Consider the following 22,833-nt stretch of genomic DNA (forward strand, 5'->3'; position numbering starts at 1 on the left):
CTGGTGTGGGGAGCGCCTTTTTTGATCACTAACCCTGTCAGGTTGTAATGGAGAGCAAACAATGACTCAACCTTTCTCGATTGCCATACACGGCGGAGCCGGAACCATCTTACGTGAACAGATGAGTGAAGAACTTAAGGCGTCTATCCTGGCTGATCTCGAAGCGTCGGTTCGCGCAGGCCACAAGATATTGCTTGAATCCGGTGATGCGTTAGAGGCTGTCGTTTCTGCGGTGAAAGTTCTCGAAGACTCAGCCAACTTTAATGCTGGTAAAGGCTCGGTGCTGACTAACAAAGAGATGGTCGAAATGGATGCTTCGGTCATGCACGGTAAAGAGCTCAATGCTGGTGCAGTGGCTGGTGTGCGCCATATTCGCAACCCAATCGAGTTAGCCCGCGATGTGATGGATAAGAGTAACCATGTCCTACTTATCGGTGAAGGGGCGGAAGAGTTTGCTTTTGAACTGGGCTATGAGTACACAGAACAAGATTACTTCTTTACTGAGCGTCGCTATGAGCAGTTGTTATCGATGAAAGAGAAGGGGTTGTTTGCCCTGTCTGAGTCCAAATACCCTGATGACAAAAAGTACGGCACAGTTGGCGCGGTAGCGTTAGACCAACATGGCAATCTGGCTGCTGCAACCAGTACCGGCGGTGTGACCAATAAAAAATATGGTCGGGTAGGAGACTCATCAATCATTGGGGCCGGTACTTACGCTGAAAATGGTAATGTTGCGGTCTCTACCACAGGTATGGGTGAATACTTCATCCGTAAAACTGTCGCCGGAGATGTTGCAGCTCGAATGCGTTATCTCAAAGAAGATGTGCATACCGCGAGTGAAACAGTCATTCAGGGTGAGCTAAAAGAGATGGGTGGAGAAGGTGGCCTTATCGCTGTTGATGGCCAGGGTAAGCTTCATTTTGCTATGAACAGTTCGGGTATGTACCGCGCTGGAATCGATGTGAATGGCAATTTGTCAGTTAAGATCTATGCTGATGAATAGCCGTTTTAGAGACGATAGCTCTAACACTTAATCTAACAGGCTGATTTATTTCGGTCTTATTTTAACCTTCAATGGATTTGCACCATATTACACTTGCATGATTAAAAAATGACTGCAAGAAATGTGATTCAGTGCTAGAATCCATTTTTAACTAGCAATCAGAACTGGAAAGATGGGAAATAACGTAGTCGTTCTAGGCACCCAATGGGGTGACGAAGGTAAAGGTAAAATTGTTGACCTTTTAACTGAAGATGCAAAATATGTGGTTCGCTACCAAGGCGGTCACAATGCAGGCCACACTCTAGTCATTGACGGTCAAAAAACCGTTCTTCACTTAATTCCATCAGGTATCCTTCGCGATAACATCAAATGTGTTATCGGTAATGGTGTAGTACTTTCACCTGAAGCTTTAATCAAAGAAATGAAGCCTCTAGAAGAGCGCGGTATTCCTGTGCGTGAGCGTCTTTTCGTTTCTGAAGCTTGTCCTCTAATTCTTCCTTACCACATTGCAATTGACCAGGCGCGTGAAATCGCTCGTGGTAACAAAGCAATTGGTACTACTGGTCGTGGTATCGGTCCAGCATACGAAGATAAAGTTGCTCGTCGCGGCCTACGCGTTGGTGACCTATTCGATAAAGAAGTATTCGCTGAGAAACTAAAAGAAGTAATGGAATTCCATAACTTCCAGCTTGAGCACTTCTACAAAGCTGAACCAGTAAGCTACGACGAAGTACTAGAGCAGTGCATGGGTTATGCTGACCTACTAACTTCAATGGTTATCGACGTAACTGATGAACTTGATGCAGCACGTAAGCGCGGCGACAAGATCATGTTTGAAGGTGCTCAAGGTACTCTACTAGATATCGACCACGGTACTTACCCATACGTAACTTCTTCTAACACTACTGCTGGTGGTGTTGCTGCAGGTTCTGGTTTTGGTCCACGCCATATCGGTTACATCCTTGGTATCACTAAGGCTTACTGTACTCGCGTTGGTTCAGGTCCGTTCCCAACAGAATTGTACGATGGTCTAGACAAGCAAGACCCAGTTGGTAAGCACCTTGGTGATGTTGGCCAAGAGTTTGGTGCTACAACAGGTCGTCTACGCCGTACTGGTTGGTTTGATGCAGTTGCTATGCGTCGTGCAGTACAAATCAACTCAATCTCTGGCTTCTGTCTAACTAAACTAGACGTTCTAGATGGTCTGGAAGAACTAAAAATCTGTACTGGTTACAAGATGAAAGATGGTTCTATCCTAGAAGTTTCTCCAATGGCTGCTGAAGCATTCGAAGAAGCAACTCCAATCTACGAAACAATGCCAGGTTGGTCTGAGAACACATTTGGTGCGACATCAATCGATGCTCTGCCAAAAGCTGCTCTAGACTACATCAAACGTATTGAAGAGCTAACTGGTGTGACTGTAGACATCATTTCTACAGGTCCAGACCGTAACGAAACAATCATCAAGGTTCACCCATTTGAATCTTAATCTCTGATTGTTGAGAGCTTTTAAAAAACCGGTGCTTTGGCGCCGGTTTTTTTATAACCATTTTTCTTGCGATTCTCGATAGTTACGGCAACAATTTGCCATAGAGCGGCAATTTTGATTAAAGAGTTAGCAACGATTGCCGATACTAGTATCAAGCTTGCCGCGTTTGTGGCAAATCAGGTACTGAGCCAGGTTCAGTATCTATAGTCGAAGTTAAGAGTGCAGAAAATGAAGCTAAGAAAATTAGCTGCTTCGATGGTATTGGCGTTAAGTGCCTCAGTGGTACAGGCAAACGAACAGCCTGAGATCGGTGAGCCGATACCTATTTATACCGAAGCCGAACTAATTAAACTTATCAACAACAATCAGCATTTAGAGCGTGTTAAAGCCGATAACTGTCAGCTTGTTGAGGATATTGTTGCGCGTGCAACTCGCATCAGCTTACCTGCGTATGAATTTTTATACGGGGATATGCTGGCGTGGGGCGTATGTGTCAATCAGGATGTAGAGTTGGGTCTCTACTACATGGAAAATGCTGCTCATCAGGGTTTACCAGCAGCATTGGAACAAATTGGTCGTTACTATTCACGCGGCACACTCGTTCAGCAAGATAAAGAGCGTGCGATTCCTTACTTACGTGAGGCCGCGGCGATGGGCAACCTCAATGCGCGTATTCACCTCGCTGAGTTACTGCTGCGTGATTACGGCAGCCCGCTGGATTATGAAGATGCCTACCGTTGGTTGTATAACTCTGTTACGGCGGATCAGCGTACCCATAAGCGAATTAGCGTGTTAAGGCAGGGTCTTGAACGCCGTATGCCACAGAACATTATTGCGCGAGCTAAGAAACGCGACACATTCTGGTAAACAGACTCCACAAACATACTCTTCCTGCACTCGGAGTAGTTTGTAAAAAAATGCCCAGCAAAAGCTGGGCATTTTTGTCTCTTACTTTGGCTACTGAACCACTTCACCAGATTCGACGACTGTCTTACGAACCACGTCGGTGAACTCAAGTGCTTCTTGGCGAATTGCTGCTTCATCGACAGTTAGCATATTGCGGTCCTTCATCAGAACTTTACCATCGACGATAGAGTGACGAACGTTGGCAGAGTTAGCTGAGTAAACCAGAGCTGAATATGGGTTGTAAACTGGGATCATGTTTGGCGCTTTTGTATCGACTACAATGATGTCAGCCAGTTTGCCAACTTCAAGTGAACCGATCTTATCTTCCATTTGTAGCGCTTTCGCGGCACCCATGGTCGCCATATCAATCACTTTAAGTGGTGGCATCGCGGCGCGGTCCTTATTGACCAGCTTATGAACCTTAGCGACCTGATTGAATTCGTCGATTGTACTTAGTGTATTGCCAGACATTGGGCCGTCGGTACCCAGACCAATGCGTACACCTTCATCGTACATCTTAAGTGCTGGCGATACGCCTTTCGCCGACTTGATGTTAGCACTCATGTTATGAGCGACGCCCATACCTGACTCTTTAACCAATTGAATATCCTGATCATCAACCAGAATCATGTGCGCACCAACCAGATTCTTGTTGAGTGCGCCAATGCTATGCATGTACTGAACGGGTGACATGCCATCGGCACGCTCGGCAATCTTTTCTTCTTCTCGGTGAGATTCGGCGAGATGAATCATTACCGGAACATCATGTTCAAGTGATAGCTTAGCGATTTTTTGCAGAGTTTCCGTTGTGTTGGTGTACGGAGCGTGTGGGGCAAACGCAGGAGTGATACGCGGATGGTCTTTATATTGTTCGATAAAGTTCAACGCGTACTTAATGCCTTCGTCTGCATTTGCCGCATCGGCGACTGGGAATTTGATGACCGTTTCACCAAGGATGGCGCGCATACCAATCTTATCAACTGTTTTAGCCACTTCATCTTCGAAGTAGTACATATCTGCGTAAGTAGTGACACCACCTTTCACCATCTCAACGTTACCCAGATTAGCGCCAATTCGTACCATGTCGCGCGATACCAACTTAGACTCAAGTGGGAAAATGTAGCGGTGCAGGCGATCTGGCACATCATCAGCCAGAGAGCGGAATACAGTCATCGATACGTGAGTATGAGTATTAATCAGACCAGGCATCACGATGTCACCGTCCACATCCAGAACCTGACGAGCCGTGTATTTCTGTGCCAGTGAATCATCACCTACAGCAACGATCTTATTACCGTCTACAACCACAGTGCCGTTTTGATAAACGGTTTTATCCTGATTCATAGTCAGAACCATTGCGTCAGTGATCATTAGATCGACTTTGTCAGCGGCATTCGCAGAGAAAGAAAATAAGCCAGCAATGGCTGCTGAAAGGAGAGAGCGTTTAATACTCATAGTAATACTCACGGTAAAAAGGGAAGTAAAATTTTCCTGAATAATACCTCTTTCTTTACTCGCTGCAATCGTTTGCTTTATGGGTTGCAATGAAGTGTGATCTTTATCGTATGATGTGAAGGCTTGTTATAAGTGATGCTAAGTTATGAAAAAGACGATGAAAAAACGCGTTTTTGATCTTACTAAACTGTAGCTTATACCGGGACTCAGATATACTAGATGTCATAACCTTCCTTATATATTAGGCGCGCCTATGTCAGACACTATCCCAAACGATCCTTTTGCTGCTCGTGAATCGGAAAACTACGAAAACCCGATCCCAAGCCGAGAGTTTATTCTCGAGTTTTTGAGCCAAGCGGGTGTACCAATGAATCGCAACGATCTTTTTGATGCATTGCAGTTAAAAGGAGAGGAACACTATGAAGGCCTGCGACGCAGACTTCGTGCTATGGAGCGAGATGGTCAGTTGGTATTTACTCGTCGTCAGTGTTACGCATTGCCAGAAAAGCTGGAGATGGTGAAAGGCTACGTGATTGGTCATAAAGACGGTCATGGTTGGGTGCGCCCAGAAGGCAGTGTTGGTAAAGACAACGACATAGTGCTGCCACACCACCAAATGAAAAATATCATTCATGGTGACTACGTACTGGTGCAGCCAACAGAAAACTCAAAACGCGGTCGTAAGGAAGGTCGATTAGTTCGAGTTTTAGAAGAGCGTCAGACACAGATTGTTGGTCGATTCTTTATGGAGTATGGCTACTCGTACGTTGTGCCGGATGATTCGCGTATTTCGCAGGATATTCTTATTCCTAATGACTTACGTGCAGGTGCGCGTATGGGTAACGTGGTCGTTATCGAGATTACCGATCGTGGTTCACGCTCTCGCGGCATGATGGGTAAGGTGGTTGAAGTTCTGGGCGAAAACATGGCGCCAGGCATGGAAACTCAGATTGCGATTCGAACTCATCAGATTCCCCATGAGTGGCCAGAAGCCGTTGATAAGCAGATTGCTAATCTGGGCGAGGAAGTGCCTGAAGAAGCGAAGGTGGGTCGTGTCGATTTACGTGACTTGCCGCTGGTTACGATTGACGGCGAAGATGCACGAGATTTCGATGACGCCGTTTTCTGTGAAGCGAAGAAAAGTGGCGGTTGGCGACTCTGGGTAGCCATCGCAGATGTGAGCTACTACGTAAGACCAGAGACCGCTTTGGATAAAGAAGCGCTCAATCGTGGTAACTCGGTCTACTTCCCGTCTCAGGTGGTGCCAATGCTACCTGAAGTTCTGTCTAATGGACTTTGTTCTCTCAATCCACAGGTTGACCGCTTGTGTATGGTGTGTGAGATGACAATCTCTGAGACAGGTAAACTATCAGGTTACAAACACTACGAAGCAGTGATGAACTCACATGCACGTCTTACCTACAACAAGGTTCACGACATTCTCGAAGGTGATGAAGAGTTACGTAGTCGCTACGAGCCGCTGGTTCCTCACCTCGAAGAGCTGCACAAAATGTATAAAGTGCTGAAACGTGCTCGTGATAACCGTGGTGCGATTGAGTTTGAAACAGTCGAAACCAAATTCATCTTCAATGCTGAACGTAAGATCGACAGTATTGAACCAGTGATTCGCAACGATGCTCATAAACTGATCGAAGAGTGTATGATTCTGGCTAACATCGCGTCAGCATCACTGGTTGAGAAAGCAAAAGAAGCAGCGCTATACCGAATTCACGAATCTCCGGGTGAACTGCGCCTGCAAGGTTTCCGTGATTTTCTGGGCGAACTGGGCTTACACCTGAACGGTGGCCTTGAACCGTCGCCAACAGATTACGCGGATCTGGTTAAGCAGATTGCAGAGCGTCAGGACAAAGAGTTAATCCAGACCATGTTGCTTCGTTCAATGAAGCAGGCGGTGTACAACGCAGATAACTGTGGCCACTTTGGTTTGGCACTTAAACGTTATGCTCACTTTACTTCGCCAATTCGTCGTTACCCAGACTTGTTACTTCACCGTGCAATCAAATACCTGATTGCTAAAGAAGAAGGCAGAAACCAAGATCGTTGGACACCAACCGGTGGTTACCATTACTCATTTGATGATATGGATTTCTACGGTGAGCAGTGTTCGATGACCGAGCGACGTGCTGACGATGCAACACGCGAAGTCTCAGATTGGCTCAAGTGTGAGTATATGCAAGACCACGTTGGCGAAGAACTTGACGGCGTGATTGCTAATGTAACTGGTTTTGGTTTCTTTGTGCGTCTATCTGACTTACATATCGATGGATTAGTGCATATTTCAGCGCTGGCAAATGACTACTACCAATTTGATCCTATTGGTCAGAGACTTATCGGTGAAAGCTTCGGGGCGATTTACCGATTGGGCGATGCGGTTAAAGTGAAAGTGCTGTCGGTAAACCTGGATGACAGACAAATAGACTTTGAATTAGTCGAAACTAGTCGTAAGCTACGCGGCGAAGGAAAGACGGCTAAGAAACGTGCCGCAGAGGCGAAGAGAAAAGCCAAAGAGAAGAAACGCGCAGCGACTAAGGGTGGCAGAGCAGCTAAAGCATCGGCTGAAGTTGAACCGACTAAGCGCCCAGAACCTAAAGAGGCAGCTAAGAAGCCTAAGGTCACTAAAGCTCGCAAGAAAAAGGCTGGTAATAAGCCTAAGAAAACCAAGCGCACTAAAAAAGCAGCGCAGTGATTTAAACGAACAGGTTTTTAAATGAGTAACGAATATATTTACGGTATTCACGCAGTTAAAGCAGTACTAAGTCGTGAACCAGAGCGCTTTATCGAAGCGTTCGTATTGAAAGGTCGTCAAGATGACCGCCTACTGCCGATCCTAAACGAACTGAATGTTTGTGGTGTCTCTATTCAGCAGATGACGCGTAAGACTCTCGACGAAAAGGCGAGTGGTGCAAACCATCAGGGCATCATGGCACGAGTTAAGCCAGCGAAGCAGCTTAACGAGCACGACCTTGATGACATTATTGCCCAGCACGAGTCTCCGTTATTACTGGTATTAGATGGCGTCACCGATCCGCATAACCTGGGTGCCTGCCTACGTAATGCTGACGCTGCTGGTGTTGCTGCGGTTATCGTTCCTAAAGACCGTTCTGCCAACATTACGGCAACAGTAAGTAAAGTGGCTTGTGGCGCCGCTGAAATGGTACCGCTAGTACGCGTGACTAACTTAGCTCGTACGATGCGCACGCTACAAGAGCAGGGCATCTGGTTTGTTGGTACCGCTGGTGAAGCAACTCACGACATCTATCAGGCAAAACTGACTGGCCCACTTGCGATCGTTATGGGTGCGGAAGGTGACGGCATGCGCCGCCTGACTCGTGAAACCTGTGACGACCTAATCAAGATTCCTATGGCCGGCACGGTATCGAGCCTCAACGTATCGGTAGCATCAGGCATTTGTTTGTTTGAAGCAGTGAGACAGAGACTCGCATAACGAGCGGACTTCTAGAACGCTTCGTCGCCCTACGAGATTTTAGAACGGACTTCGTCCTTCGAGAGGAACTTGTGGTGAGCGAGTCGAAAGTTGCAGGCAGTGTAGGCAAGTCTTTTGCTCTAATTGTCTGAATCTAAAAAAGGGTTGACCCACACTGTCAACCCTTCAAAATTTTCTCGCATCTCGCATCTCGCATCTCGCATCTCGCATCTCGCATCTCGCATCTCGCATCTCGCATCTCGCATCTCGCATCTCGTCCCCCGTTTATTTTTCAAACAACCTATTGCAACTAAAACTGTGATCTGTATAATGCAGCGCACTGGTTAAGCCAGTTGTGAACCAATGAGCAGCGAGGAGCTGACTTATCTTATTGATTTGTCAGGTAATGTAAACTCAGCTTATGTTCGCGGTTAATACAATTAGCTATCTATTCTTCGGAATAACTATTCCCAGAGGTGACTCTGACATGTAGGGATAGTTAATCGAAAATTAACTGACAATGCGTCCTAATCTTGGATGCTACGGTTTCACATAAATCAATCGGCATTCTCTCGTCTTGACGAGTTTGAGTGGCGATATTGTTTGTGTAATTTTTAATATTGGAGCTCTGTCTCATGCAGAACCAACGTATCCGTATCCGCCTAAAAGCTTTCGATTACAAACTAATCGATGCTTCTACAGCGGAAATCGTTGAAACAGCTAAGCGCACTGGCGCACAGGTTCGTGGTCCAATCCCACTACCTACTCGTAAAGAGCGTTTCACAGTTCTTATCTCTCCACACGTTAACAAGAAAGCACGTGACCAGTACGAAATTCGTACTCACAAGCGTCTAATCGACATCGTTGAGCCAACAGACAAAACTGTTGATGCTCTAATGCGTCTAGACCTTGCTGCGGGCGTTGACGTTCAAATTAGCCTAGGTTAAGGGAGATTAGAAGAATGATTGGTCTAATCGGTCGTAAAGTGGGCATGACCCGCGTATTTACTGAAGAAGGCGTTTCTATCCCAGTAACTGTTGTTGAGGTTGAAGCTAACCGTGTTTCTCAAGTTAAAACTCTTGAGACAGATGGCTACGCAGCAATCCAGGTTACTACTGGTGCTAAGAAAGCTAACCGCGTATCTAAACCAGAAGCAGGTCACTTCGCGAAAGCAGGTGTTGAAGCTGGTCGTGGTCTTTGGGAATTCCGTTTGGAAAACGGTGAAGAGTTCGCAGTTGGCGCTGAGCTAACAGTTGAACTATTCAACGATACTAAGAAAGTAGACGTTACTGGTACATCTAAAGGTAAAGGTTTCCAAGGCGCTGTTAAGCGTTGGAACTTCCGTACTCAAGATATGACTCACGGTAACTCATTGTCTCACCGTGCTCCTGGTTCTATTGGCCAATGTCAAACTCCAGGTCGCGTATTTAAAGGCAAGAAAATGGCAGGTCACATGGGTGCTGAGCGTGTAACGACTCAAAACCTAGAGATCGTACGTGTTGACGCTGAGCGCAATCTGCTTCTTATCAAAGGTGCAGTACCAGGCTCAACAGGTGGCAACGTGATCGTTAAACCAGCTGTTAAAGCATAACGTCTCAGGAGTAAGTAATGGAACTAATGGTTAAAGGTGCTGATGCACTAACTGTTTCCGAAACTACTTTCGGACGTGAGTTTAACGAAGCTCTTGTACACCAAGTAGTTGTTGCATTTGCAGCAGGTGCTCGTCAAGGTACACGTGCTCAAAAAACACGTTCAGAAGTTTCTGGCGGTGGCGCTAAGCCATGGCGTCAAAAAGGTACTGGCCGCGCGCGTGCTGGTACAATTCGTAGCCCAATCTGGCGTACAGGTGGTGTTACTTTTGCTGCGAAACCACAAGATCACAGCCAAAAAGTAAACAAGAAAATGTACCGCGGTGCTATGAAGAGCATTCTTTCTGAGCTAGTTCGTCAAGAGCGTCTAATCGTTGTTGATAACTTCTCAGTTGAAGCGCCAAAGACTAAAGAGCTAGTAGCTAAGCTGAAAGAGCTTGAGCTAACTGACGCTCTAATCGTGACTAGCGAAGTAGATGAGAATCTATTCCTAGCTGCTCGTAACCTATACAAAGTTGACGCACGTGACGTTGCTGGTATCGACCCAGTTTCACTAATCGCGTTCGACAAAGTTGTAATGACTGCTGACGCAGTTAAGCAAGTTGAGGAGATGCTAGCATGATCACTGAAGAGCGTATCCTAAAAGTTCTACGTGCACCGCACATCTCTGAAAAAGCAACTATGGCAGCTGAGAAAGCGAACACTATCGTTTTCAAAGTAGCTAAAGATGCAACTAAAAAAGAGATCAAAGCAGCTGTAGAAAAGCTATTTGAAGTTGAAGTTAAGTCTGTAAATACTCTTATCACTAAGGGTAAGACCAAACGTCAAGGTCTACGCCAAGGTCGCCGCAGCGACGTTAAGAAAGCGTACGTTACTTTGAAAGAAGGTCAAGATCTTGACTTCGTTGGCGGCGCGGAATAACAGGAGTAGTTAAGAATGGCTATTGTTAAATGTAAGCCGACTTCCCCTGGTCGTCGTCACGTTGTTAAAGTTGTTAACGCTGACCTACACAAGGGCAAGCCATACGCACCACTTCTAGAGAAAAACTCTAAGAACGGTGGTCGTAACAACAACGGTCGTATCACAGTACGTCACATCGGCGGTGGTCACAAGCACCACTACCGTGTAATTGACTTCAAACGTACTAAAGACGGTATCCCAGCGAAAGTTGAGCGTCTTGAATATGATCCAAACCGTAGCGCTAACATCGCTCTAGTTCTGTACGCAGACGGTGAGCGTCGTTACATCCTAGCACCTAAAGGTGTTCAAGCTGGTGATGCTATCCAGTCTGGTGTTGATGCACCAATCAAAGCTGGTAACACTCTACCAATGCGTAACATCCCAGTAGGTTCAACTGTACACAACGTTGAACTTAAGCCTGGTAAAGGTGGTCAGCTAGCTCGTTCGGCTGGTGCATATGCTCAAATCGTTGCTCGCGACGGTGCATACGTAACTATCCGTCTACGTTCTGGCGAAATGCGCAAAGTACTTTCTGAAGGCCGTGCAACAATCGGTGAAGTTGGTAACTCTGAGCACATGCTACGTGAACTTGGTAAAGCTGGTGCTTCACGCTGGCGCGGCGTACGTCCAACCGTACGTGGTGTAGTAATGAACCCGGTAGATCACCCACACGGTGGTGGTGAAGGTCGTACTTCTGGTGGCCGTCATCCAGTATCACCATGGGGTCAGCCAACTAAAGGCTTCAAGACTCGTAAGAACAAACGCACTGACAAGTACATCGTACGTCGTCGTAACAAGTAATCTATATTAAAGAGGAATCGCCATGCCACGTTCTCTCAAGAAAGGTCCTTTTATTGACCTACACTTGCTGAAGAAGGTAGAGAAAGCGGTGGAAAGCGGAGACAAAAAGCCTATTAAGACTTGGTCCCGTCGTTCAATGATCATCCCTACGATGATCGGTTTGACCATCGCTGTCCATAATGGTCGTCAGCACGTACCAGTATTTGTAACTGAAGAAATGATCGGTCACAAACTGGGTGAATTCGCACCAACACGTACTTACCGCGGCCATGTCGTGGATAAGAAAGCTAAGAAGCGTTAAGGAGTAGATGATGGAAGCACTAGCTAAACATAACTTTGCTCGCATTTCGCCTCAGAAAGCTCGCTTAGTTGCGGATCAAATTCGTGGAAAATCTGTAGACCAGGCTCTAGAAATCCTGACTTTCAGCAACAAAAAAGCTGCTGATCTGATCAAGAAAGTTCTTGAGTCAGCTATCGCTAACGCGGAGCACAATGAAGGCGCAGATATTGACGATCTAAATGTCGCAAAAATCTTCGTAGATGAAGGCCCGATCATGAAGCGTATTATGCCTCGTGCTAAAGGTCGTGCGGATCGTATCTTGAAGCGTTCAAGCCACATCACTGTTGTTGTAGCAGATCGCTAAGAGACTAGGAGAGTAAGCAATGGGTCAAAAAGTACATCCTAATGGTATTCGTCTAGGCATCGTTAAGCCTTGGAATGCTACATGGTTTGCTAACACCAAAGATTTCGCTGACAACCTAGACGGCGACTTCAAGGTACGTCAGTTCCTTACAAGTGAACTGAAAAAAGCATCACTTTCACGCATCGTTATCGAGCGTCCTGCTAAGAGCATCCGTGTGACTATTCACACTGCTCGTCCAGGCGTAGTAATCGGTAAGAAAGGTGAAGACGTAGAAAAACTACGCGCAGCTGTAGCTAAAATTGCAGGTGTACCAGCGCAAATCAACATCGCTGAAGTACGTAAGCCTGAGCTAGACGCACAGCTTGTTGGTGATAGCATCGCGTCTCAGCTAGAGCGTCGTGTTATGTTCCGTCGTGCTATGAAGCGCGCGGTACAAAACGCAATGCGTCTAGGTGCTAAAGGTATCAAAGTAGAAGTAAGTGGTCGTCTAGGCGGCGCTGAAATTGCACGTTCAGAGTGGTACCGTGAAGGCCGTGTGCCTCTACACACTCTACGTGCTGACATTGATTACGCAACTTCTTCGGCTCACACTCAATACGGTGTGATCGGCATTAAAGTTTGGATCTTCAAAGGTGAGATTCTAGGCGGTATGCCAGCAGCTAACGCTGTAGAGCCTAAAGGCGATAAGCCTAAGAAGCAGCGCAAAGGCCGTAAGTAAGGAGTCGACAGATGCTACAACCTAAACGTACTAAGTTCCGTAAGGTTCAGACAGGTCGTAACCGTGGTCTAGCTAAAGGTACTGATGTAAGCTTCGGCGAATTCGGTCTTAAAGCTACTGGCCGTGGTCGTCTAACTGCTCGTCAAATCGAAGCGGCACGTCGTGCAATGACACGTCACGTTAAGCGTCAAGGTAAAATCTGGATCCGTGTGTTCCCAGACAAACCTATCACAGAAAAACCACTTGAAGTTCGTCAAGGTAAGGGTAAAGGTAACGTTGAGTACTGGGTAGCCCAAATCCAACCTGGTAAGGTTATGTACGAAATGGGTGGTGTACCTGAAGAATTGGCTCGTGAAGCGTTCCGTCTAGCGGCTCGCAAACTGCCATTCAAAACTACATTTGTAACTAAGCAGGTGATGTGATGAAAGCACAAGATCTACGCGAGAAAAGCGTTGAAGAGCTTAACGCTGAGCTATTGAATTTGCTACGTGAACAGTTCAACTTGCGTATGCAAGCTGCGACTGGTCAGCTACAGCAAACTCATACTCTGAAAGCTGTACGCCGTGATATCGCACGTGTGAAAACTGTTTTGACTGAGAAGGCAGGCGCATAATGAGCGAAGTAAAACGTACTCAACAAGGTCGTGTAGTTAGCGACAAGATGGACAAGTCTATCGTTGTTGCTATCGAACGCATGGTGAAACACCCAATTTACGGTAAATTCGTAAAGCGTACGACTAAAGTACACGCACATGACGAGAACAACGAGTGTGGCCTAGGCGACACAGTTGAAATCGCAGAGTGTCGTCCACTGTCTAAGACTAAGTCTTGGACTTTGGTAAAAGTTCTAGAAAAAGCGAAAGGTTAATCCTTAGCTAATTCTATGAAATTAAACGGCTCCAAAATTATTTTGGGGCCGTTTATTTTTTGACTACCCAATCACAAAAAAGGGTGGTACAATTCGCGTCCCTTTTAAAGAGGCAGCCCGACCCGTGATGGGTCTAGTTATTAATATTTAGCGGAGCACTAACAATGATCCAAATGCAAAGTACACTTGACGCAGCTGATAACTCTGGCGCGCGCAAGGTAATGTGTATTAAGGTCCTGGGTGGCTCACACCGCCGTTATGCACATATCGGTGACGTCATCAAAGTTACTGTGAAGGAAGCTATTCCTCGCGGTAAAGTTAAGAAAGGTGATGTTCTGAAGGCGGTTGTCGTGCGCACTCGCAAAGGCGTTCGTCGTCCAGACGGTTCTGTCATTCGCTTCGACCGTAATGCTTGTGTATTGCTTAACGACAATACTGAGCAACCTATCGGTACACGTATCTTTGGCCCTGTGACACGTGAGCTTCGTGGCGATAAGTTCATGAAGATCGTTTCACTGGCTCCAGAAGTTCTGTAAGGAGCACGTAGAAATGGCAGCTAAAATCCGTCGTAATGACGAAGTAATCGTTCTTGCTGGTAAAGACAAAGGCAAGAAAGGTAAAGTAACTAAGGTTCTAGCAACTGGTAAAGTTATCGTTGAAGGTATCAACCTTGTTAAGAAGCACCAAAAGCCTGTTCCGGCTCTAGGTCAACAAGGTGGCATCGTTGAACAAGAAGCAGCTATTGATGCTTCTAACGTTGCAATCTTTAACGCAGCTACTGGTAAAGCTGACCGTATCGGTTTCCGTTTTGAAGATGGTAAGAAAGTTCGTTTCTTTAAATCTAACAACGAAATCGTTTCTAACTAATAGAAGTAATTTGGAGTTCTACTATGGCGAAACTGCATGATTACTACAAGTCGTCTGTAGTCGCTGAACTGACCAAACAGTTTAGCTACACAAGCGTCATGCAAGTCCCTAGAATCGAGAAAATCACCCTAAACATGGGTGTTGGTGAAGCAATCAACGATAAGAAACTGCTAGAAAACGCAGCTGCTGATATGGCAACGATCTCTGGTCAAAAGCCACTTATCACTAAAGCGCGTAAATCTGTTGCAGGTTTCAAAATCCGTGAAGGCTACCCTATCGGTTGTAAAGTAACCTTGCGTGGCGAACGTATGTGGGATTTTCTTGAGCGTTTAATTTCAATCGCTCTTCCACGTGTACGTGACTTCCGTGGCGTTAGCGCTAAGTCTTTTGACGGACGCGGTAACTACAGCATGGGCGTTCGCGAGCAAATCATCTTCCCGGAAATCGACTTTGATAAAGTTGATCGAGTACGCGGTCTAGACATCACTATTACGACGTCTGCTGGTACTGATGAGGAAGGCCGTGCTCTGCTGGCTGCCTTTAACTTCCCATTCCGTAAGTAAGGTGAAGGGTTACTGTTATGGCTAAAAATTCAATGAAAGCACGTGAAGCAAAACGTGCGAAGCTTGTAGCTAAGTTCGCTGAAAAGCGTTCAGCGCTTAAAGCTATCATTAGCGATGTAAACGCATCAGAAGAAGATCGTTGGAATGCGGTTCTTAAACTGCAATCTCTTCCACGTGATTCAAGTGCATCACGTCAGCGCAACCGTTGCAACCAAACTGGTCGTCCACACGGTTACCTACGTAAGTTCGGTCTAAGCCGTATTAAGGTTCGTGAAGCTTGCATGAAAGGCGAGATTCCGGGTCTTCGTAAGGCTAGCTGGTAATTGCCACTTAATCATTTGGAGTAAATCATATGAGCATGCAAGATCCGATTTCGGATATGCTGACCCGCGTTCGTAACGGTCAGGCAGCAAACAAAGTTGCTGTTAAAATGCCTTCTTCAAAGCTTAAAGTTGCAATTGCTGCACTACTAAAAGCTGAAGGTTACATCACTGATTTCGCTGTTGAAGGCGAAGTTAAACCTGAGCTTGAAGTTACTCTTAAGTACTTCCAAGCTAAACCAGTAATCGAGCAACTTAAACGTGTTTCTCGTCCAGGTCTACGTGTTTACAAGAAGAAAGATGAACTTCCTTCTGTAATGGGTGGTCTTGGTGTTGCTATCGTTTCAACTTCCAAGGGTCTTATGTCAGACCGCGCTGCACGTAAAGCAGGTCTTGGTGGTGAAATCATCTGCTACGTAGCGTAATAGGAGTAGAATATGTCTCGTGTTGCTAAAGCACCTGTCGCTATTCCAGCTGGCGTAGAGGTGAAACTAAACGGCCAAGAAATCACTGTAAAAGGTGCTAAAGGCGAACTATCACGCGTTCTTAACGATGCGGTAGTTGTAGCTCAGGAAGAAAACAATCTTACTTTCGGTCCACGCGAAGGTGTAGTTAACGCATGGGCACAAGCAGGTACTGCTCGCGCTCTAGTTAACAACATGGTTGTTGGCGTTACTGAAGGCTTTACTAAGAAGCTAACCCTTAAGGGTGTTGGTTACCGTGCTGCTATCAAAGGCAACGCTGTAGGTCTAACTCTAGGCTTCTCTCACCCAGTTGAGCATGAACTGCCAGCGGGTATTAAAGCTGAGTGTCCAAGCCAAACTGAAATCGTGATCACTGGTTGTGACAAACAACTTGTTGGTCAGGTTGCGGCTGACATTCGTTCTTACCGTGAGCCTGAGCCTTACAAAGGTAAAGGTGTTCGTTACGCAGATGAAAATGTGCGTACTAAAGAAGCTAAGAAGAAGTAAGGTAACACTATGGATAAGAAAGCATCTCGCATCCGTCGTGCTACACGTGCACGTCGTAAGATTGCAGAACTGGGTGCAACTCGCCTAGTAGTACACCGTACTCCTCGTCACGTGTACGCTCAGGTTATTGCAGCTAACGGCTCTGAGGTTATCGCAGCAGCTTCTACTGTAGAAAAAGCGATCCGTGAGCAAGTTAAGAACACTGGTAACATCGATGCAGCTAAAGCAGTAGGTAAAGCTGTTGCTGAGCGCGCTCTTGAAAAAGGCGTAGACGCAGTTGCATTTGATCGTTCTGGTTTCCAATACCACGGTCGAGTGGCGGCGCTAGCAGAATCTGCTCGCGAAGCTGGTCTGAAATTCTAAGGTAGGGTTGGAAGATGGCTAAAGAACAACAAGTTCAAGCGAATGATTTGCAAGAAAAGCTAATCGCAGTTAACCGTGTTTCTAAAACGGTTAAAGGTGGTCGAATCATGAGCTTTACTGCACTAACAGTAGTTGGTGACGGTAACGGTCGCGTAGGTTTCGGTTACGGCAAAGCTCGTGAAGTACCTGCAGCGATTCAAAAAGCAATGGAAAAAGCACGTCGTAACATGACTACGATCGCGCTTAACGAAGGCACTCTTCACCACCCGGTGAAAGGTCGCCATTCGGGCTCTAAAGTTTACATGCAGCCTGCTGCTGAAGGTACTGGTGTAATCGCAGGTGGTGCGATGCGTGCAGTACTAGAAGTTGCTGGTGTACACAACGTACTATCTAAAGCATACGGTTCTACGAACCCTATCAACATCGTTCGTGCTACGATCGATGCACTAGGTAGCATGAAGTCGCCAGAAATGGTTGCTGCTAAACGTGGTCTAACTGTTGAATCTATTTCGGAGTAAGAACACCATGGCAACTATTAAAGTAACTCAAACTAAAAGCTCAATTGGTCGTCTACCTAAGCACAAAGCGTGTCTTAAAGGTCTAGGCCTTCGTAAAATCAACCACACAGTAGAACTTGAAGATACTCCGTGCGTGCGCGGCATGATCAACAAGGTTTACTACATGGTTAAAGTTGAGGAGTAATCAGAATGCGTTTGAATACTCTATCACCAGCTGCTGGTGCTAAGACTGCTGCTAAACGCGTAGGTCGCGGTATCGGTTCTGGCCTAGGTAAGACTGGTGGCCGTGGCCACAAAGGTCAAAAGTCACGTTCTGGCGGTTCAGTTCGTCCAGGTTTTGAAGGCGGTCAGATGCCTCTGAAACAACGTCTACCAAAATTCGGTTTCACTTCTCGTAAGAGCCTAGTGTCTGCTGAAGTTCGTCTAGCTGAGCTAGCGAAAGTAACTGGTGACGTAGTAGATCTAAACAGCCTTAAAGCTGCTAACGTTATCACTAAGAACATCGAATTTGTAAAAGTTGTTCTATCTGGTGAAATTAACAAAGCAGTGACTGTTAAAGGTCTACGTGTGACTAAAGGCGCTAAAGCTGCAATCGAAGCTGCAGGCGGTAAAATCGAGGAATAATCTCGAGGAACGAGGTACAGATGGCTAAGAAACCAGGACAAGATTTTCGTAGTGCTCAGAGCGGCTTAAGTGAACTAAAGTCGCGCTTGTTATTCGTAATTGGTGCACTTTTAGTATTCCGAGCCGGCTCTTTCGTGCCGATTCCTGGTATTGACGCTGCTGTACTTGCCGATTTGTTCGAACAGCAAAAAGGTACCATCGTTGAAATGTTTAACATGTTCTCCGGTGGTGCTCTTGAGCGTGCATCTATATTAGCGTTGGGCATCATGCCGTATATTTCGGCATCTATTGTTGTCCAACTGCTAACTGTAGTTCATCCAGCGTTAGCTGAACTCAAAAAAGAGGGTGAAGCAGGCCGTCGTAAGATCAGCCAATACACACGCTACGGCACGCTTGTACTTGCAACATTCCAGGCTATAGGTATCGCAACAGGCCTACCAAACATGGTCGATAATCTGGTTGTTATCAACCAAACCATGTTTACGCTTATTGCTACCGTAAGTTTAGTAACCGGCACCATGTTCTTGATGTGGTTAGGTGAACAAATTACTGAGCGTGGTATTGGTAACGGTATTTCGTTACTGATTTTTGCAGGTATTGTTGCTGGATTGCCTTCTGCAATCGGTCAAACAATCGAGCAAGCGCGTCAAGGTGAATTGCATGTACTTCTTCTGTTGTTGATTGCTGTACTAGCTTTTGCAGTTATCTACTTCGTTGTTTTCATGGAGCGTGGTCAACGTCGAATCGTTGTAAACTACGCGAAGCGTCAACAAGGTCGTAAGGTATTTGCTGCACAAAGCACTCACTTGCCACTTAAAATTAATATGGCAGGTGTTATTCCAGCAATCTTTGCGTCAAGCATTATCCTGTTCCCAGGAACACTGGCTCAGTGGTTTGGTCAGAATGGTGAGAGCAGCGCGTTCGGTTGGTTAACTGACGTGTCATTGGCTCTTAGCCCAGGTCAACCTCTGTATGTAATGCTTTATGCAGCAGCTATAATTTTCTTCTGTTTCTTCTACACGGCGTTGGTATTCAACCCGCGTGAAACAGCAGATAATTTGAAGAAGTCAGGTGCATTCGTACCCGGCATCCGCCCAGGTGAGCAGACAGCTAAGTATATTGATAAAGTAATGACGCGTTTAACCCTTGCTGGTGCGCTTTACATTACCTTTATCTGTCTGATTCCGGAGTTCATGATGGTCGCGTGGAACGTACGTTTCTACTTCGGCGGTACATCACTACTAATCGTAGTTGTTGTAATTATGGACTTTATGGCACAGGTACAGACTCATCTGATGTCCCAACAGTATGATTCTGTGTTGAAAAAGGCAAACCTAAAGGGCTACGGCCGTTAATTTAGGTTTCATTTACGGAGTTTAGCAATGAAAGTTCGTGCTTCCGTTAAAAAAATCTGCCGTAACTGTAAAGTTATCAAGCGTAACGGTGTTGTTCGCGTGATTTGCAGTGAGCCAAAGCACAAGCAGCGCCAAGGCTAATTAGCAGAAATTTTTACTTGAAATATAAGGTAGTGTCGAGTATATTCCTCGGCCTACCTTTTGCGTGCAAAAGAAGTAGTATTCCGCAGCGTATCCGAGACGGGCTTTGCTGCGGCTAATTCTTTTATGAAACACTAGGAGTGAATAATGGCCCGTATTGCAGGCATTAACATTCCTGATCAAAAACATGCTGTAATCGCACTAACTGCGATCTACGGTATCGGTAAGACTCGTTCTCAAGCTATTCTAGCTGAAGTGGGTATTGCTGAAGATGTTAAGATCAGTGAACTAACTGAAGAGCAGATCGATCAACTGCGTGATGGTGTAGCTAAGTACACTGTAGAAGGTGATCTACGTCGTGAAGTATCAATGAACATCAAGCGTCTTATGGACCTTGGCTGTTACCGTGGTCTTCGTCATCGTCGCAGTCTACCACTACGTGGACAGCGTACTAAAACCAATGCTCGCACCCGTAAGGGTCCGCGTAAGCCGATCAAGAAATAATCGGGAAGGTAGAGTACAATGGCTAAACAACCAACTCGCGCTCGTAAGCGCGTACGCAAGCAAGTTGCAGATGGCGTTGCGCACATCCATGCATCTTTCAATAACACAATCGTAACTATCACTGACCGTCAAGGTAATGCTCTTGCATGGGCTACTGCAGGTGGTTCAGGTTTCCGTGGTTCTCGTAAGTCTACTCCGTTCGCTGCACAGGTTGCTGCTGAGCGTTGTGCTGAAATGGCTAAAGAGTACGGTCTAAAGAACTTGGAAGTTATGGTTAAGGGTCCAGGTCCAGGTCGTGAATCTACTGTTCGCGCACTGAACGCTGCTGGTTTCCGCATCACAAACATCGTTGATGCTACACCAATCCCTCATAACGGTTGTCGTCCACCTAAGAAACGTCGCGTATAACGTTTTTTAGATTACTGGAGAAAGATCATGGCAAGATATTTGGGTCCTAAGCTGAAGCTTAGCCGTCGCGAAGGTACTGACTTATTCCTTAAGTCTGGTGTACGCGCGATCGATACCAAGTGTAAAATTGATAACGCACCAGGTGTACACGGCGCTCGTCGCGGTCGTCTATCTGAGTATGGCGTTCAGCTTCGTGAGAAGCAAAAAGTTCGTCGTATGTACGGCGTTCTAGAAAAACAATTCCGTAACTACTACAAAGAAGCTGCTCGCCTTAAAGGCAACACAGGTGAAAACCTGCTTCAGCTTCTTGAAGGTCGTCTTGATAACGTAGTTTACCGCATGGGCTTTGGCGCAACTCGCGCAGAAGCACGTCAGCTAGTTAGCCACAAAGCTATCCTAGTTAACGGTAAAGTTGTAAACATTCCTTCGTTCAAAGTTGCGGCTAATGACGTTGTTTCTATCCGCGAGAAAGCTAAACAGCAATCTCGTATTAAAGCGGCTCTAGAAGTTGCTGAACAACGTGAAAAACCAACTTGGATTGAAGTAGATGGTGGTAAGATGGAAGGTACGTTCAAGCGTCTGCCTGAGCGTTCAGATCTATCTGCTGACATCAACGAACAATTGATCGTCGAGCTTTACTCTAAGTAAGGTTTAAACTAAAGAGAGGACACAATGCAGGGTTCTGTAACAGAATTTCTTAAGCCACGTCTTGTTGACATCGAACAGGTTAGCACGACTCACGCAAAAGTAACTCTTGAGCCATTAGAGCGTGGTTTTGGCCATACTCTTGGTAATGCACTTCGCCGTATTCTTCTATCTTCTATGCCAGGTTGTGCTGTAACAGAAGTAGAAATCGAAGGCGTACTTCATGAGTACAGCACTAAAGAAGGCGTTCAAGAAGATATTCTTGAAATCCTACTTAACCTTAAAGGTCTTGCTGTACGCGTTGCCGAAGGCAAAGATGAAGTGTTCATTACTTTGAACAAATCAGGCTCGGGCCCTGTGGTTGCAGGTGACATCACCCATGATGGTGATGTAGAGATCGCTAACCCTGAACACGTTATTTGTCACCTAACGGATGACAACGCTGAGATCGCTATGCGTATCAAAGTTGAACGTGGTCGTGGTTATGTTCCAGCTTCGGCTCGTATCCATACTGAAGAAGATGAGCGTCCTATTGGTCGCCTACTGGTTGACGCTACGTACAGCCCAGTAGACAAGATTGCTTACTCTGTTGAAGCAGCTCGTGTAGAGCAGCGTACAGACTTAGACAAGCTTGTTATCGACATGGAAACGAACGGTACTCTAGACCCTGAGGAAGCAATCCGTCGCGCAGCTACTATCCTAGCTGAGCAATTGGATGCGTTCGTAGATCTTCGTGATGTACGTGTACCTGAGGAGAAGGAAGAGAAGCCAGAATTCGATCCGATCCTACTGCGTCCTGTAGACGATCTTGAACTAACAGTTCGCTCTGCTAACTGTCTGAAAGCAGAAGCGATTCACTACATCGGTGATCTTGTACAGCGTACTGAGGTTGAGCTACTTAAAACGCCTAACCTTGGTAAAAAATCTCTTACTGAGATTAAAGACGTACTTGCATCACGTGGTCTTTCTCTGGGCATGCGCCTAGAAAACTGGCCACCAGCGTCTATCGCTGAAGATTAATCGATAAAGTTAGAAGGATTAGGTCATGCGCCATCGTAAGAGTGGTCGTCAACTCAACCGCAACAGCTCACATCGTAAAGCGATGTTTAGCAACATGGCTAGCTCTCTAGTACGTCATGAAGTTATCAAGACTACATTGCCAAAAGCAAAAGAGCTACGTCGCGTAGTTGAGCCTTTGATTACACTAGCTAAGACTGACAGCGTTGCTAACCGTCGTCTAGCATTTGCACGTACTCGTGACAACGAAGTAGTTGCAAAACTATTTAACGAACTAGGTCCACGTTTTGCTGCTCGTCAGGGCGGTTACACTCGTATCCTAAAAGCTGGTTTCCGTACTGGTGATAAAGCTCCAATGGCTTACATTGAGCTTGTAGATCGCCCAGCTGCTGAAGAAGCTGCTGAGTAATCAGGTTCGTAAGAACGAAAAAGCCGAGCATTAGCTCGGCTTTTTTGCGTTCTGGAGGTAGGGAAAGAGCGGGCTGCGCCCTGCGAGAGTTTAGAACGCTTCGCTTCGAGAACGGACTTCGTCCTGCGAGATGTTAGAACGCTTCGCTCCGAGAATCGAGACCGGACTCCGTCCTTCGAGAGGTGCACGTTATAGCTGTGAGGCAGGTATCTGAACCAGAGCTTTTTGTTGGGTACTCACGTCTAAAATCC

At 46.2% G+C, this 22,833-nt stretch carries 34 protein-coding genes; 33 read left to right on the top strand and 1 reads right to left on the bottom strand.

Annotation, left to right across the window (positions count from 1 at the left end; all coding sequences use genetic code 11):
* Positions 1 to 61 precede the first annotated feature (61 nt).
* The 3 genes from RH46_RS05350 to motX all read left to right on the top strand — a co-directional run bounded on the left by RH46_RS05350 (position 62) and on the right by motX (position 3,359).
* Positions 62 to 1,003, top strand: a complete 942-nt coding sequence (locus tag RH46_RS05350) for an isoaspartyl peptidase/L-asparaginase family protein (RefSeq protein ID WP_006878380.1) — start codon at positions 62 to 64, stop codon at positions 1,001 to 1,003.
* Between the two features lie 172 nt (positions 1,004 to 1,175).
* A complete protein-coding gene (locus tag RH46_RS05355; RefSeq protein WP_006878381.1) occupies positions 1,176 to 2,492 on the top strand; it encodes an adenylosuccinate synthase in 1,317 nt (438 codons plus the stop codon).
* A gap of 228 nt (positions 2,493 to 2,720) precedes the next feature.
* Complete coding sequence (gene motX, locus RH46_RS05360) at positions 2,721 to 3,359, top strand: flagellar protein MotX (RefSeq protein ID WP_006878383.1); 639 nt, start codon at positions 2,721 to 2,723, stop codon at positions 3,357 to 3,359.
* A 90-nt stretch (positions 3,360 to 3,449) separates the two neighbouring features.
* On the opposite strand, the gene RH46_RS05365 is transcribed toward motX, so the two are convergent.
* The gene (locus RH46_RS05365; protein ID WP_006878384.1) at positions 3,450 to 4,853 is read right to left on the bottom strand and encodes an amidohydrolase; all 1,404 of its coding nucleotides are present in this window, start codon (positions 4,851 to 4,853) and stop codon (positions 3,450 to 3,452) included.
* A gap of 253 nt (positions 4,854 to 5,106) precedes the next feature.
* On the opposite strand from RH46_RS05365, the gene rnr reads away from it, so the two are divergent.
* From rnr to rplQ, 30 genes are all read left to right on the top strand, one after another.
* Entirely contained in the window at positions 5,107 to 7,560 is a 2,454-nt protein-coding gene (gene rnr, locus RH46_RS05370) for a ribonuclease R (RefSeq protein WP_006878385.1), read from the top strand.
* Between the two features lie 21 nt (positions 7,561 to 7,581).
* The gene (gene rlmB, locus RH46_RS05375; RefSeq protein WP_006878386.1) at positions 7,582 to 8,319 is read left to right on the top strand and encodes a 23S rRNA (guanosine(2251)-2'-O)-methyltransferase RlmB; all 738 of its coding nucleotides are present in this window, start codon (positions 7,582 to 7,584) and stop codon (positions 8,317 to 8,319) included.
* A 614-nt stretch (positions 8,320 to 8,933) separates the two neighbouring features.
* Positions 8,934 to 9,245 (top strand): 30S ribosomal protein S10, encoded by a 312-nt coding sequence (rpsJ, locus tag RH46_RS05380; protein WP_004410492.1) that lies wholly within the window; start codon positions 8,934 to 8,936, stop codon positions 9,243 to 9,245.
* Between the two features lie 14 nt (positions 9,246 to 9,259).
* Complete coding sequence (rplC, locus tag RH46_RS05385) at positions 9,260 to 9,889, top strand: 50S ribosomal protein L3 (protein WP_006878387.1); 630 nt, start codon at positions 9,260 to 9,262, stop codon at positions 9,887 to 9,889.
* A gap of 17 nt (positions 9,890 to 9,906) precedes the next feature.
* Complete coding sequence (gene rplD, locus RH46_RS05390; protein ID WP_006878388.1) at positions 9,907 to 10,509, top strand: 50S ribosomal protein L4; 603 nt, start codon at positions 9,907 to 9,909, stop codon at positions 10,507 to 10,509.
* Positions 10,506 to 10,808 carry a 50S ribosomal protein L23 gene (gene rplW / locus RH46_RS05395; RefSeq protein WP_004398471.1) on the top strand — a complete coding sequence of 101 codons (303 nt, stop codon included), beginning with the start codon at positions 10,506 to 10,508 and terminating at the stop codon, positions 10,806 to 10,808. Before rplD ends, rplW begins: the two co-directional genes overlap by 4 nt.
* A 15-nt stretch (positions 10,809 to 10,823) precedes the next feature.
* A complete protein-coding gene (rplB, locus tag RH46_RS05400; RefSeq protein ID WP_006878389.1) occupies positions 10,824 to 11,648 on the top strand; it encodes a 50S ribosomal protein L2 in 825 nt (274 codons plus the stop codon).
* A 22-nt stretch (positions 11,649 to 11,670) separates the two neighbouring features.
* On the top strand, positions 11,671 to 11,949 hold the full coding sequence (rpsS, locus tag RH46_RS05405; protein WP_004745876.1) for a 30S ribosomal protein S19: 279 nt from the start codon (positions 11,671 to 11,673) through the stop codon (positions 11,947 to 11,949).
* A gap of 10 nt (positions 11,950 to 11,959) precedes the next feature.
* Positions 11,960 to 12,292 (top strand): 50S ribosomal protein L22, encoded by a 333-nt coding sequence (gene rplV, locus RH46_RS05410; RefSeq protein WP_004745877.1) that lies wholly within the window; start codon positions 11,960 to 11,962, stop codon positions 12,290 to 12,292.
* 19 nt (positions 12,293 to 12,311) lie between these two features.
* A complete protein-coding gene (gene rpsC, locus RH46_RS05415; RefSeq protein ID WP_005471060.1) occupies positions 12,312 to 13,010 on the top strand; it encodes a 30S ribosomal protein S3 in 699 nt (232 codons plus the stop codon).
* 11 nt (positions 13,011 to 13,021) lie between these two features.
* On the top strand, positions 13,022 to 13,432 hold the full coding sequence (rplP, locus tag RH46_RS05420; RefSeq protein WP_004410459.1) for a 50S ribosomal protein L16: 411 nt from the start codon (positions 13,022 to 13,024) through the stop codon (positions 13,430 to 13,432).
* Entirely contained in the window at positions 13,432 to 13,623 is a 192-nt protein-coding gene (rpmC, locus tag RH46_RS05425; RefSeq protein WP_004410456.1) for a 50S ribosomal protein L29, read from the top strand. Before rplP ends, rpmC begins: the two co-directional genes overlap by 1 nt.
* Positions 13,623 to 13,877 (top strand): 30S ribosomal protein S17, encoded by a 255-nt coding sequence (gene rpsQ, locus RH46_RS05430; protein ID WP_006878390.1) that lies wholly within the window; start codon positions 13,623 to 13,625, stop codon positions 13,875 to 13,877. Before rpmC ends, rpsQ begins: the two co-directional genes overlap by 1 nt.
* 164 nt (positions 13,878 to 14,041) lie before the next feature.
* Entirely contained in the window at positions 14,042 to 14,413 is a 372-nt protein-coding gene (rplN, locus tag RH46_RS05435) for a 50S ribosomal protein L14 (protein ID WP_004745883.1), read from the top strand.
* Positions 14,414 to 14,426: 13 nt separating this feature from the next.
* Positions 14,427 to 14,744, top strand: coding sequence for a 50S ribosomal protein L24 (rplX, locus tag RH46_RS05440; protein WP_004745885.1), 318 nt, complete (start codon positions 14,427 to 14,429; stop codon positions 14,742 to 14,744).
* Positions 14,745 to 14,767: 23 nt separating this feature from the next.
* Positions 14,768 to 15,307, top strand: coding sequence for a 50S ribosomal protein L5 (gene rplE / locus RH46_RS05445; protein WP_005450569.1), 540 nt, complete (start codon positions 14,768 to 14,770; stop codon positions 15,305 to 15,307).
* 17 nt (positions 15,308 to 15,324) lie between these two features.
* Complete coding sequence (gene rpsN / locus RH46_RS05450; protein ID WP_004745888.1) at positions 15,325 to 15,630, top strand: 30S ribosomal protein S14; 306 nt, start codon at positions 15,325 to 15,327, stop codon at positions 15,628 to 15,630.
* A gap of 29 nt (positions 15,631 to 15,659) precedes the next feature.
* Entirely contained in the window at positions 15,660 to 16,052 is a 393-nt protein-coding gene (gene rpsH / locus RH46_RS05455) for a 30S ribosomal protein S8 (protein ID WP_006878391.1), read from the top strand.
* A 12-nt stretch (positions 16,053 to 16,064) separates the two neighbouring features.
* Positions 16,065 to 16,598, top strand: a complete 534-nt coding sequence (gene rplF / locus RH46_RS05460) for a 50S ribosomal protein L6 (RefSeq protein WP_006878392.1) — start codon at positions 16,065 to 16,067, stop codon at positions 16,596 to 16,598.
* A 9-nt stretch (positions 16,599 to 16,607) separates the two neighbouring features.
* Complete coding sequence (gene rplR / locus RH46_RS05465) at positions 16,608 to 16,961, top strand: 50S ribosomal protein L18 (protein ID WP_006878393.1); 354 nt, start codon at positions 16,608 to 16,610, stop codon at positions 16,959 to 16,961.
* Positions 16,962 to 16,975: 14 nt separating this feature from the next.
* Complete coding sequence (gene rpsE / locus RH46_RS05470) at positions 16,976 to 17,479, top strand: 30S ribosomal protein S5 (RefSeq protein WP_004745894.1); 504 nt, start codon at positions 16,976 to 16,978, stop codon at positions 17,477 to 17,479.
* 7 nt (positions 17,480 to 17,486) lie between these two features.
* Positions 17,487 to 17,663 (top strand): 50S ribosomal protein L30, encoded by a 177-nt coding sequence (gene rpmD / locus RH46_RS05475; RefSeq protein ID WP_004410429.1) that lies wholly within the window; start codon positions 17,487 to 17,489, stop codon positions 17,661 to 17,663.
* 5 nt (positions 17,664 to 17,668) lie between these two features.
* Complete coding sequence (rplO, locus tag RH46_RS05480; protein ID WP_006878394.1) at positions 17,669 to 18,103, top strand: 50S ribosomal protein L15; 435 nt, start codon at positions 17,669 to 17,671, stop codon at positions 18,101 to 18,103.
* 20 nt (positions 18,104 to 18,123) lie between these two features.
* Complete coding sequence (gene secY, locus RH46_RS05485; protein WP_004410423.1) at positions 18,124 to 19,458, top strand: preprotein translocase subunit SecY; 1,335 nt, start codon at positions 18,124 to 18,126, stop codon at positions 19,456 to 19,458.
* Between the two features lie 27 nt (positions 19,459 to 19,485).
* On the top strand, positions 19,486 to 19,599 hold the full coding sequence (rpmJ, locus tag RH46_RS05490; protein ID WP_000868186.1) for a 50S ribosomal protein L36: 114 nt from the start codon (positions 19,486 to 19,488) through the stop codon (positions 19,597 to 19,599).
* A 147-nt stretch (positions 19,600 to 19,746) separates the two neighbouring features.
* Positions 19,747 to 20,103: a 30S ribosomal protein S13 gene (gene rpsM, locus RH46_RS05495; RefSeq protein ID WP_005450559.1), complete on the top strand. Its 357-nt coding sequence runs from the start codon at positions 19,747 to 19,749 to the stop codon at positions 20,101 to 20,103.
* A gap of 18 nt (positions 20,104 to 20,121) precedes the next feature.
* Positions 20,122 to 20,511 carry a 30S ribosomal protein S11 gene (gene rpsK / locus RH46_RS05500; RefSeq protein WP_001118870.1) on the top strand — a complete coding sequence of 130 codons (390 nt, stop codon included), beginning with the start codon at positions 20,122 to 20,124 and terminating at the stop codon, positions 20,509 to 20,511.
* Positions 20,512 to 20,538: 27 nt separating this feature from the next.
* On the top strand, positions 20,539 to 21,159 hold the full coding sequence (rpsD, locus tag RH46_RS05505; RefSeq protein ID WP_006878395.1) for a 30S ribosomal protein S4: 621 nt from the start codon (positions 20,539 to 20,541) through the stop codon (positions 21,157 to 21,159).
* 24 nt (positions 21,160 to 21,183) lie between these two features.
* Complete coding sequence (locus RH46_RS05510; protein ID WP_004410407.1) at positions 21,184 to 22,176, top strand: DNA-directed RNA polymerase subunit alpha; 993 nt, start codon at positions 21,184 to 21,186, stop codon at positions 22,174 to 22,176.
* A 25-nt stretch (positions 22,177 to 22,201) separates the two neighbouring features.
* A complete protein-coding gene (gene rplQ / locus RH46_RS05515) occupies positions 22,202 to 22,582 on the top strand; it encodes a 50S ribosomal protein L17 (protein WP_004410405.1) in 381 nt (126 codons plus the stop codon).
* Positions 22,583 to 22,833: the final 251 nt, after the last annotated feature.

Origin of the sequence: Vibrio brasiliensis LMG 20546 (genome assembly GCF_000189255.1) — a bacterium.
Taxonomy (GTDB): domain Bacteria; phylum Pseudomonadota; class Gammaproteobacteria; order Enterobacterales; family Vibrionaceae; genus Vibrio; species Vibrio brasiliensis.

What these genes read in the sequence shown, in the direction of transcription:
- RH46_RS05350 (WP_006878380.1), top strand. Translation starts at nt 62, where the DNA reads ATGACTCAACCTTTCTCGATTGCCATACACGGCGGAGCCGGAACCATC.
- RH46_RS05355 (WP_006878381.1), top strand. Translation starts at nt 1,176, where the DNA reads ATGGGAAATAACGTAGTCGTTCTAGGCACCCAATGGGGTGACGAAGGT.
- motX (WP_006878383.1), top strand. Translation starts at nt 2,721, where the DNA reads ATGAAGCTAAGAAAATTAGCTGCTTCGATGGTATTGGCGTTAAGTGCC.
- RH46_RS05365 (WP_006878384.1), bottom strand. Translation starts at nt 4,853, where the DNA reads ATGAGTATTAAACGCTCTCTCCTTTCAGCAGCCATTGCTGGCTTATTT.
- rnr (WP_006878385.1), top strand. Translation starts at nt 5,107, where the DNA reads ATGTCAGACACTATCCCAAACGATCCTTTTGCTGCTCGTGAATCGGAA.
- rlmB (WP_006878386.1), top strand. Translation starts at nt 7,582, where the DNA reads ATGAGTAACGAATATATTTACGGTATTCACGCAGTTAAAGCAGTACTA.
- rpsJ (WP_004410492.1), top strand. Translation starts at nt 8,934, where the DNA reads ATGCAGAACCAACGTATCCGTATCCGCCTAAAAGCTTTCGATTACAAA.
- rplC (WP_006878387.1), top strand. Translation starts at nt 9,260, where the DNA reads ATGATTGGTCTAATCGGTCGTAAAGTGGGCATGACCCGCGTATTTACT.
- rplD (WP_006878388.1), top strand. Translation starts at nt 9,907, where the DNA reads ATGGAACTAATGGTTAAAGGTGCTGATGCACTAACTGTTTCCGAAACT.
- rplW (WP_004398471.1), top strand. Translation starts at nt 10,506, where the DNA reads ATGATCACTGAAGAGCGTATCCTAAAAGTTCTACGTGCACCGCACATC.
- rplB (WP_006878389.1), top strand. Translation starts at nt 10,824, where the DNA reads ATGGCTATTGTTAAATGTAAGCCGACTTCCCCTGGTCGTCGTCACGTT.
- rpsS (WP_004745876.1), top strand. Translation starts at nt 11,671, where the DNA reads ATGCCACGTTCTCTCAAGAAAGGTCCTTTTATTGACCTACACTTGCTG.
- rplV (WP_004745877.1), top strand. Translation starts at nt 11,960, where the DNA reads ATGGAAGCACTAGCTAAACATAACTTTGCTCGCATTTCGCCTCAGAAA.
- rpsC (WP_005471060.1), top strand. Translation starts at nt 12,312, where the DNA reads ATGGGTCAAAAAGTACATCCTAATGGTATTCGTCTAGGCATCGTTAAG.
- rplP (WP_004410459.1), top strand. Translation starts at nt 13,022, where the DNA reads ATGCTACAACCTAAACGTACTAAGTTCCGTAAGGTTCAGACAGGTCGT.
- rpmC (WP_004410456.1), top strand. Translation starts at nt 13,432, where the DNA reads ATGAAAGCACAAGATCTACGCGAGAAAAGCGTTGAAGAGCTTAACGCT.
- rpsQ (WP_006878390.1), top strand. Translation starts at nt 13,623, where the DNA reads ATGAGCGAAGTAAAACGTACTCAACAAGGTCGTGTAGTTAGCGACAAG.
- rplN (WP_004745883.1), top strand. Translation starts at nt 14,042, where the DNA reads ATGATCCAAATGCAAAGTACACTTGACGCAGCTGATAACTCTGGCGCG.
- rplX (WP_004745885.1), top strand. Translation starts at nt 14,427, where the DNA reads ATGGCAGCTAAAATCCGTCGTAATGACGAAGTAATCGTTCTTGCTGGT.
- rplE (WP_005450569.1), top strand. Translation starts at nt 14,768, where the DNA reads ATGGCGAAACTGCATGATTACTACAAGTCGTCTGTAGTCGCTGAACTG.
- rpsN (WP_004745888.1), top strand. Translation starts at nt 15,325, where the DNA reads ATGGCTAAAAATTCAATGAAAGCACGTGAAGCAAAACGTGCGAAGCTT.
- rpsH (WP_006878391.1), top strand. Translation starts at nt 15,660, where the DNA reads ATGAGCATGCAAGATCCGATTTCGGATATGCTGACCCGCGTTCGTAAC.
- rplF (WP_006878392.1), top strand. Translation starts at nt 16,065, where the DNA reads ATGTCTCGTGTTGCTAAAGCACCTGTCGCTATTCCAGCTGGCGTAGAG.
- rplR (WP_006878393.1), top strand. Translation starts at nt 16,608, where the DNA reads ATGGATAAGAAAGCATCTCGCATCCGTCGTGCTACACGTGCACGTCGT.
- rpsE (WP_004745894.1), top strand. Translation starts at nt 16,976, where the DNA reads ATGGCTAAAGAACAACAAGTTCAAGCGAATGATTTGCAAGAAAAGCTA.
- rpmD (WP_004410429.1), top strand. Translation starts at nt 17,487, where the DNA reads ATGGCAACTATTAAAGTAACTCAAACTAAAAGCTCAATTGGTCGTCTA.
- rplO (WP_006878394.1), top strand. Translation starts at nt 17,669, where the DNA reads ATGCGTTTGAATACTCTATCACCAGCTGCTGGTGCTAAGACTGCTGCT.
- secY (WP_004410423.1), top strand. Translation starts at nt 18,124, where the DNA reads ATGGCTAAGAAACCAGGACAAGATTTTCGTAGTGCTCAGAGCGGCTTA.
- rpmJ (WP_000868186.1), top strand. Translation starts at nt 19,486, where the DNA reads ATGAAAGTTCGTGCTTCCGTTAAAAAAATCTGCCGTAACTGTAAAGTT.
- rpsM (WP_005450559.1), top strand. Translation starts at nt 19,747, where the DNA reads ATGGCCCGTATTGCAGGCATTAACATTCCTGATCAAAAACATGCTGTA.
- rpsK (WP_001118870.1), top strand. Translation starts at nt 20,122, where the DNA reads ATGGCTAAACAACCAACTCGCGCTCGTAAGCGCGTACGCAAGCAAGTT.
- rpsD (WP_006878395.1), top strand. Translation starts at nt 20,539, where the DNA reads ATGGCAAGATATTTGGGTCCTAAGCTGAAGCTTAGCCGTCGCGAAGGT.
- RH46_RS05510 (WP_004410407.1), top strand. Translation starts at nt 21,184, where the DNA reads ATGCAGGGTTCTGTAACAGAATTTCTTAAGCCACGTCTTGTTGACATC.
- rplQ (WP_004410405.1), top strand. Translation starts at nt 22,202, where the DNA reads ATGCGCCATCGTAAGAGTGGTCGTCAACTCAACCGCAACAGCTCACAT.